This window comes from Novosphingobium aerophilum, from assembly GCF_014230305.1.
In the GTDB taxonomy this organism is placed as follows: Bacteria; Pseudomonadota; Alphaproteobacteria; order Sphingomonadales; family Sphingomonadaceae; genus Novosphingobium; species Novosphingobium aerophilum.
Genome location: NZ_JACLAU010000036.1, coordinates 25331 through 32730, shown reverse-complemented (window position 1 = coordinate 32730; position 7400 = coordinate 25331). Strand labels below are relative to the sequence as shown.

The following is a 7400-nucleotide window of genomic DNA, read 5'->3' as shown; positions in this document are numbered from 1 at the left end:
GGGCCCAAGCTCCCCAGCGGGCTGCTACGACCAAGGGGGACGCGGGCTCGCGAACGGGCGGGAGGCTCCGCTAGCGGAGCCTCCCGCAATCGCATCATGCACCACTTTCAAGATACAAGGGGGACCATCCCCTTCGGCTGGCCGGCAGGCCGGCCGCTCAGGGAAAACTGCCCTGCGGGCAGGATGGTGGAGGGGCACTCTCCTTGGGGCGCGGCAGTTGGGCAAGGCGGCGTGCCCCTCCACCACCTTTGGTGGTCCCCCTCCCCCGCTGGGGGAGGATCTGAAAACGTCCGCCCCCACCCATACTCGTCGCTGCGGCCGCGGAGTGCGACCCGCCGATCAGCCCCCGGTACCCTGCCGCTCCATTCGTCGCAGCTTCCGCCCGCCGCGACGGCGGCTGCGGCCTTCCCCGGTTCCCGTTCATCCGCGCGCAAGGCAAGGCTCAACAGTCAGCTTCGGACGGGGCTGTTCGAAGGAGATACATCATGCGTGCCATGCCGATCCGGCCCAGGCTTTCCCTCCTGATCGCCACGCTCACCCTGCCGCTCGCCGGGGCCGCGCTGGCCCAGGGGCAACCGCAGGAGCAGGAGCCGGTCAAGACCAACATCACGGTGTACGGATCCCAGCCGGTCGATCCCGCCACGCTGGCGGCGGGGCCGGAAATCAAGGGCATCATCTCGGCCCGCAACGGGCAGAAGATCAAGGTCACCGCCGCCGACGGGAACAGCACGGTGATTGCCCTGACCGAGGCGACCCGGGTCAAGGCCAGCAGCGGGCTGTTTGGCAGCAAGGGGCGGCAGGATGCCAGCGCGCTGCTCAACGGCCTGCCGGTCACGGTCAAGACGCTGCAGGGCGACGGCGGGCTGGTGGCCAGCCAGGTCACCTACCGCAACACCGATTTCAAGACCGCCTCCATGATCCGCAACGGCACTGCCCAGCAGTTCGAGGAGCAGTCCGCCGCGACCGAGGCGCTGCGTGGCCGCCTGGGCGACATCGACAAGTACAACATCAAGAGCACGTCGAACGTCTATTTCGACACCGGCAAATACGCGCTCTCGCCCGCCGCCAGGGCCGACCTGTGCCGCGTCGCCCAGACCGCCGAGGCGACCGATAACGCCCTGATGCTGGTGGTCGGCTACACCGATTCGGTGGGCAGCGACGAATACAACCAGACCCTCAGCGAGAAGCGCGCCGGGGCGGTGATCAATTACCTGCAGCAGGCCTGCAAGTGGAAGCCCTACCGCATGCTGACCCCCACCGGCATGGCCAAGGCCGACCCCCAGGCCAGCAACGACACCGAGGAAGGCAAGGCGCAGAACCGCCGCGTCTCGATCAACGTGCTGGTGAGCAAGAGCGTCGACGTGGAGTGACGGGGGCCGTTCCCTCCCCAGTTGGAGCCGCCGGGTGTCGCAGGGGAGGGCCACGTGCCCTTTCTCGATCGTCACCCCGGGCTTGACCCGGGACAGGGCTTCATCCCCGGTCTGCCGCCGCAAGCGGAAGCCCGGCCCCGGGTCCCTGACCTCCGTCAGGGCAGGCAGGGCCGGGGTGACGATGATGTTTTGCTAGCGTTGGGACGGCAGGCCGGCCTGTTCCGATCCGGCCGATTGTCGTCGCAAGCCTGCAGGCCTCAGCCCGTGGCGGAATCCCCGCTCTTGTCCTCCAGCGCGCCGCCGTACTTGTAGTCGAGGTAGCGCGCCTTGATCGCCAGTTCGTCGATCGTGCCGCTGGCGAGCTGGCGGGTCATGCTGTCGATCTCGCCGCTGATCCGGGTCAGGCTTTCGGCCAGGGCACTGTCGGGGGATCCGCCGCCGGGGCGCGGCTCGGCGCGCAGGTGCGGGGGGATCGCGGTGTAGGTGCGGACCAGGCCGGGCAGGTCCTCGCCCACCAGCTTGCGGATTTCGGTCGTGCCCGGCTGATCCTCGCCGATCCGGTCGAGCTGGAGGCCCAGGGCATCGAGCTGGACCCCGATGTGGTCGATCAGGCCGACCGCCGGGGCGGGGAGGGCGCGGCGCTGGCTTTCCAGCCACAGCTCGGTCTTGCCGACGATCGAGCGCAGCGATCCCTGGGCGAGCTGATCGGGTTCCGGCACGGTCATCCGGGGATAGCTGAGCAGCACGCCGCCGATCACCATGGCCCCGATCACCGCGAGGAACAGGCCGCCCAGGCCGATGCCGTTCAGCACCCACCCGGCCGCGATCGTCGCCAGGACCACCCCGGCCACCGCGATCAGGGCGCGCCGGAACCGGGCCAGCAGGTGCTGCCGCTTGAGCTGGGCCGAGCGCCGGCCGATCGAGGCGCGCGTCGCCACGCGGCGGCCCCCGGCGCGCTGCTCGACCAGGCTCTGCCGCGCCGCCGCAAGGATGCGATCGCTGTCGCGCGCGTCGTCGGCCATCAGCCTTCCAGCGAGAGCGGCGAGGGCACTTCGGCGCCGAGACGCGCCTGTTCGGCCCCTTCGGCGCGCGCGATATAGCCCTTGGACTTGTCGAGCTCGGTCGACAGGGTGTTGACCGTCTGCTTCATCGCATCGAGTGCCTTGAGCTTGAAGGTGTCGATCGAATCCATCGTGTCATAGATGTTCTGGAAGGCGCGCTGCAGCGTTTCCAGCGGGATCGTGCTGCTGGCGGCCTGTTCGTGGATCCGCGCGGTCTGGGTCTTGAGCAACTGGCCGGTGCTGTCGATCATGTTGGCCGTGGTGGTGTTGAGCGCCGTGACCTGGTCCAGCACCAGCCGCTGGTTGGCCATGGCCTGGGCCACGGTGACGGCGGTGCGCAGCGCGGCGACCGTGGTGGTGCTGGCCCGGTCCACGCCCTTGACCAGCTCGACATTGTTTTTCTTGACCAGATCGAGCGCCAGATAGCCCTGCACGGTGACCGCCATCTGGGTCATGAGGTCCTGGGTGCGCTGGCGGGTGTAGAACAGCGCGCTCTCGCGGATCGCCTTGGCCTTGGCCGGCTCGGTCGCGTCGAGATCGGCGGCGGTTTCCTCCAGCTTGGCGTCCATGGTCCGGCTGATCTCGATCATCTGTTCGAGATTGCCCATGGCCTCCCACAGCTTCTGCCGCTCCACGTCGATCGCGGCATTGTCCATCAGCAGCTCGTCCTTGCCCGAGGCGAGGTGGGTCAGGATCGACTGGATGTGCGTCTGGGCCGACTGGTACGAGTTGAAATAGCGCTTCAAGCTGTTGCCGAAGGGGATGATGCCGAGCAGCTTCTTGGGCTTGTTGAGAGCCCCGGCCTTGCCCGGATCGAGCGATTCGACCGTGCGGCGCAGTTCGGACAAGTTGGCGCCGACGCCGCTGTCCTTGTCCATGGCGCGCACCGGGCGATCGAGGAAGCGGTTCGACATCCCCGCCGCGGCGGCGATTTCCTTTCGGCCCATGTTGGTCAGTTGGTCGATCCGCTTGCCGAACTCGGGGCTGTTCGGATCCTGCGCCACCAGATCGGCGACGAAGGCATCGACCTTCTGCTGCAACTTGGACTTGGCCTCTTCGCTGATCGGGACCAGCCCGACCGCCTGGGCCGGCGCGACCACCGGCACCGGATCGGGTGGTGTCAGGGTGAGGGGGGCTGCGGTCGCGGTGTCGGTCGGGTTCGTGGCCATGCGCTTGGGGTTCCGGGTTTCGGTTCCCCGGAAAATGGGATGTTTCGCGCCCGGGCGCAAGTGTATTATTCAGCTAAAACGGCCGGCTCGCCTGATGGCAACCGCAACCGGTTCGCGCAAAGGCGCAAAGACGCCAAGGTGTTGCGCTCTCGACGAAGTCGCCGGATCTACCGCCGCAAGTCGATCAGCACATCGTCACGACGTGGGTGCGGGCACTTCGCGCCTTTGCGCCTTTGCGCGAGCCAATTCGGTCTCCCGGCCCCGGGCCGCTGGCAGCGCTCAGGCCGCCAGCGAATAGGGCTGGATCTCTCCGGCGAGATAGAGGTTGCGGGCCTTCGCGCGGGACAGCTTGCCCGAGCTGGTGCGCGGCAGGGTGCGCGGCGGGACCAGTTCGACCACGCAGTTCATCCCGGTGATCGAGCGGACCTTGTCCTTGATCTGGTCATGCAGCTTCTTGCGCTCGACCGGATCGGAGACCCGGCAATGGACCAGCACGGCGGGGACTTCCTCGCCGTTTTCGGCCTGGACCGAGAAGGCGGCGATATCGCCCTGGTGGAAGCCGGGGAGCTGCTCCACGGCCCATTCGATGTCCTGGGGCCAGTGGTTCTTGCCGTTGATGATGATCATGTCCTTCGCCCGGCCGACGATGAACAGGTAGCCATCGGCCATGTAGCCCATGTCGCCCGTGTCGAGCCAGCCATCGACCAGGCAGGCCTCGGTCGATTCCGGATCGCGGAAGTACGAATGCATGACCGAGCGGCCCTTGCACCACACCTTGCCGATGTGGTGATCGGCCAGCGGCTTGCCGGCTTCGCCGCGGATCTCGACCAGCATGCCCTGAACCGGCTTGCCGCAGTTGACGATCGCACGATAGCGGGCGGGACGGGACAGGTCGCGGGGCGTGCCGGACAGTCGCTCTTCCTCGACCAGCTCGACCCGGATGCCTTCGCCCGGGGGCATGATGGTGACGGCCAGGGTCGCCTCGGCCAGGCCATAGCTGGGCAGGAAGGCGGCGGCCTTGAAGCCGGCCTCGGCAAAGGCGTTGACGAAGCCCTGCATCACGTCGGGCCGGATCATGTCCGCCCCGTTGCCGGCAATCCGCCAGCGCGACAGGTCGAACCGTTCCGCGACGTGGCTCTGGCTGGAGATGCGGCGCGCGCAGATGTCGTAGCCGAAGGTGGGTGAATAGGAGATCGAGCTGCCCTGGTTGCGGCTGATCATGTCGAGCCAGGCGAGCGGGCGGCGGGCGAAATCCTCGGTCTTGAGGTAATCGACCGAAACCTGGTTGGCGATCACCGAGAGGAAGCAGCCGACCAGGCCCATGTCGTGATACCATGGCAGCCACGAGACGCAGCGATCGTCGGGCTGCAGTTCCATGCCGTGGGCGTGGCCGGCCAGATTGTCGAGCAGGGCTTCATGCGTCACGGCCACGCCGTGCGGAAAGCGGGTCGAGCCCGAGGAATACTGCAGGTAGCAGATCTGATCGGGCCGGGCGGTGGGCAGAACCGCCTCGGCCGGGGCCGGGGTGGCGAGGAAGGCCTGCCAGTCGATCCCCTCGCAGCCCTGCCGCGCGGCAGCGGCGCCGCACATGTCACCCAGTTCGGCCGGGAAGAACAGGATCGACGGATCCGAACTGCGCAGCTGGACGACCAGCTGTTCGATGTAATTGTCCTTGCCGCCGAAGCTGGTCGGCAGCGGCAGCGGCACCGGCCAGGCGCCGGCATAGATCACGCCGCAGAACAGCGCGGCGAATTCGGCCCCGGTCTCGGCGATCAGGGCGATGCGGTCTTCCGGCTTGACCCCGCGCGCAATCAGGCGGCGCGCCACGGCCAGTGCATCCTGGCGCAGTTCGGCATAGGGATAGGGCCGCAGGAGGTTGCCGCGCGCATCATGGAAATTGAGCCCGCGCACGCCCTGAGCCGCATAGTCCAGCGCCTCGCCGAAGGTCCCGAAATCGGAAAACCGGCGTGGCAGCTTGTCCTGGTTCGGAGTCGGCACCAGCAGGGTGGCGGTGTCGGTCATGCGAAAAACCCGTCTCTTGTTGTTGTTGCCCGGTCGCCTGTCATGCGGTCGTCTATCATACGGTGCGGGTAGGCGCCCCCTGATGAACCCAGCCTTGGCACTGACCCCCCGGTCCGCGCATCCGGCCTGCAGACCGGGCCTCCCCAATCCTTAACGACTGTGGCACGAATAAGGCCAAATGACGGCGCCCCCACGACAGAAACGACCGCCCAGGCCCATCGACCCCGCCCGTCTCGACGAGCTGGCCTTGGCCTACGTCGCCCGATTCGCGGTGAGCGCGGCTAAACTCGAAACCTATTTGAAACGCAAGCTCGCCGAGCGCGGCTGGGCCGGGGCGGGCGAGCCGCCGATCGCCGCCATCGTCGCGCGCTTCGTCGCGGCGGGCTATGTCGACGATGCGGCCTATGCCCGGATGAAGGCGGGATCGCTGCGCCGTCGCGGCTATGGCCAGCGGCGGATCGGCCAGGCGCTGGATGCCGCCGGGATCGGCCTTGCCGACAGGGCCGAGGCGGCGGCCGGGGAGCATGCCCAGCGCGAGGCGGTGCTGGCCCTGGCGCGGCGGCGGCGGCTGGGCCCCTATGCGACCGGGCCGGCGGTAACCGATCGGGCCGGACGCGAACGCCAGCTTGGCGCGTTGTTGCGGGCAGGACACCGTGCAGATCATGCCCGCGCGCTGCTTGACGCGGCCGACCCCCAGGCGGCAGAGGCGTGGGTGGCCGAGGCCGCCGACCAGGAGAACGACGCATGACCATCCTTTTCCGGGCCGTTCTGGCCATCGCCAGCATTGCCCTGGCCGCCTGCTCGCCCGGGCAGGCCGGGGGCAAGCCGGCCCCGGCCGGGACCTCCGCGGCGACCGAGGCGCGCCATCCGGTCTCGGGGCTGCCGGTCGTGCCGCTGCGGATCGGCACCCGCACCTTTCGCGTCGAGGTGGCCCGAAGCGACGAGGAGCAGCAGCGCGGCCTGATGTTCCGCACCGAGATGGGCGCGGACGAGGGCATGATCTTCCTGCGCGAGCCGGCCGACTACGCTGCCTTCTGGATGCGCAACACGGTGATCCCGCTGGACATCATCTTCATCGGCAAGGACCGTCGGATCCTCAACATCCAGCACGGTGTCCCCTATGACGAGACCCCGCTGCCCTCATCCGGCGTGGCCCTGGCCGTGCTCGAACTCAACGGGGGCCGGGCCGAGGCCCTGGGGATCAAGCCGGGCGACCGGGTCGAGTGGTGACAACCGATCGCCGCATGGTTTCTCACCCCCCTGCCGCACCCCCCTTGCCGCACCCCCCTGCAATCCGCTAGGCGCGATGGCCATGGGACTCCTCATGAAGATCTTCACCTGGTGGGATGGCGCCACCATCGGCACCCTGATCGACAGCGCGCGCCATGGCGAGCATGTCGGCACCGATGCCCAGGGCAATCGCTACTACCGCGGCCGCAAGCCCTATCCCAAGGGCCATCCCCGGGCTGGCCAGGAACGCCGCTGGGTGATCTACAACGGCGCCAATGATGCCAGCCGGGTTCCGGCGGAATGGCACGGCTGGCTGCACAGCACCTTCGACGGCGTGCCGGAAAGCTTCCTGCCGGCGCCGCGGATCTGGGAAGTGGACTACACGCCCAACGCCACCGGCACGCCCCGCGCCTACCTGCCGCAAGGCGCGCTGGACAAGGGCGGGGTGCGGGCCCGCGCGACGGGCGATTACGAAGCCTGGTCGCCGGACGCCTGATTCGCGTGGGACGGGCGGGTGCCCCTGCGACGCGCCGGGCCCTTGGTCCGGG

At 68.5% G+C, this 7400-nt stretch carries 7 protein-coding genes; 4 read left to right on the top strand and 3 right to left on the bottom strand.

The genetic code is table 11. The features are described from left to right. Positions 1-485 precede the first annotated feature (485 nt). Positions 486-1370, top strand: coding sequence for an OmpA family protein (locus H7F49_RS15830; protein ID WP_185684547.1), 885 nt, complete (start codon positions 486-488; stop codon positions 1368-1370). 257 nt (positions 1371-1627) lie between these two features. On the opposite strand, the gene H7F49_RS15825 is transcribed toward H7F49_RS15830, so the two are convergent. The 3 genes from H7F49_RS15825 to H7F49_RS15815 all read right to left on the bottom strand — a co-directional run bounded on the left by H7F49_RS15825 (position 1628) and on the right by H7F49_RS15815 (position 5622). Then, a complete protein-coding gene (locus tag H7F49_RS15825) occupies positions 1628-2392 on the bottom strand; it encodes a hypothetical protein (protein ID WP_185684546.1) in 765 nt (254 codons plus the stop codon). Further along, positions 2392-3600, bottom strand: a complete 1209-nt coding sequence (locus H7F49_RS15820; protein WP_185684545.1) for a toxic anion resistance protein — start codon at positions 3598-3600, stop codon at positions 2392-2394. The genes H7F49_RS15825 and H7F49_RS15820 overlap by 1 nt, the downstream gene beginning before the upstream one ends. A gap of 279 nt (positions 3601-3879) precedes the next feature. Beyond that, positions 3880-5622: a fatty acyl-AMP ligase gene (locus tag H7F49_RS15815; protein WP_185684544.1), complete on the bottom strand. Its 1743-nt coding sequence runs from the start codon at positions 5620-5622 to the stop codon at positions 3880-3882. A gap of 178 nt (positions 5623-5800) precedes the next feature. On the opposite strand from H7F49_RS15815, the gene H7F49_RS15810 reads away from it, so the two are divergent. The 3 genes from H7F49_RS15810 (at position 5801) to H7F49_RS15800 (ending at position 7348) form a co-directional block, all read left to right on the top strand. Beyond that, on the top strand, positions 5801-6370 hold the full coding sequence (locus tag H7F49_RS15810) for a regulatory protein RecX (RefSeq protein ID WP_185684543.1): 570 nt from the start codon (positions 5801-5803) through the stop codon (positions 6368-6370). Then, the gene (locus tag H7F49_RS15805; protein WP_185684542.1) at positions 6367-6852 is read left to right on the top strand and encodes a DUF192 domain-containing protein; all 486 of its coding nucleotides are present in this window, start codon (positions 6367-6369) and stop codon (positions 6850-6852) included. The genes H7F49_RS15810 and H7F49_RS15805 overlap by 4 nt, the downstream gene beginning before the upstream one ends. An 82-nt stretch (positions 6853-6934) precedes the next feature. Next, positions 6935-7348, top strand: a complete 414-nt coding sequence (locus tag H7F49_RS15800; protein ID WP_185684541.1) for an NADH:ubiquinone oxidoreductase subunit NDUFA12 — start codon at positions 6935-6937, stop codon at positions 7346-7348. Positions 7349-7400 lie beyond the last annotated feature (52 nt).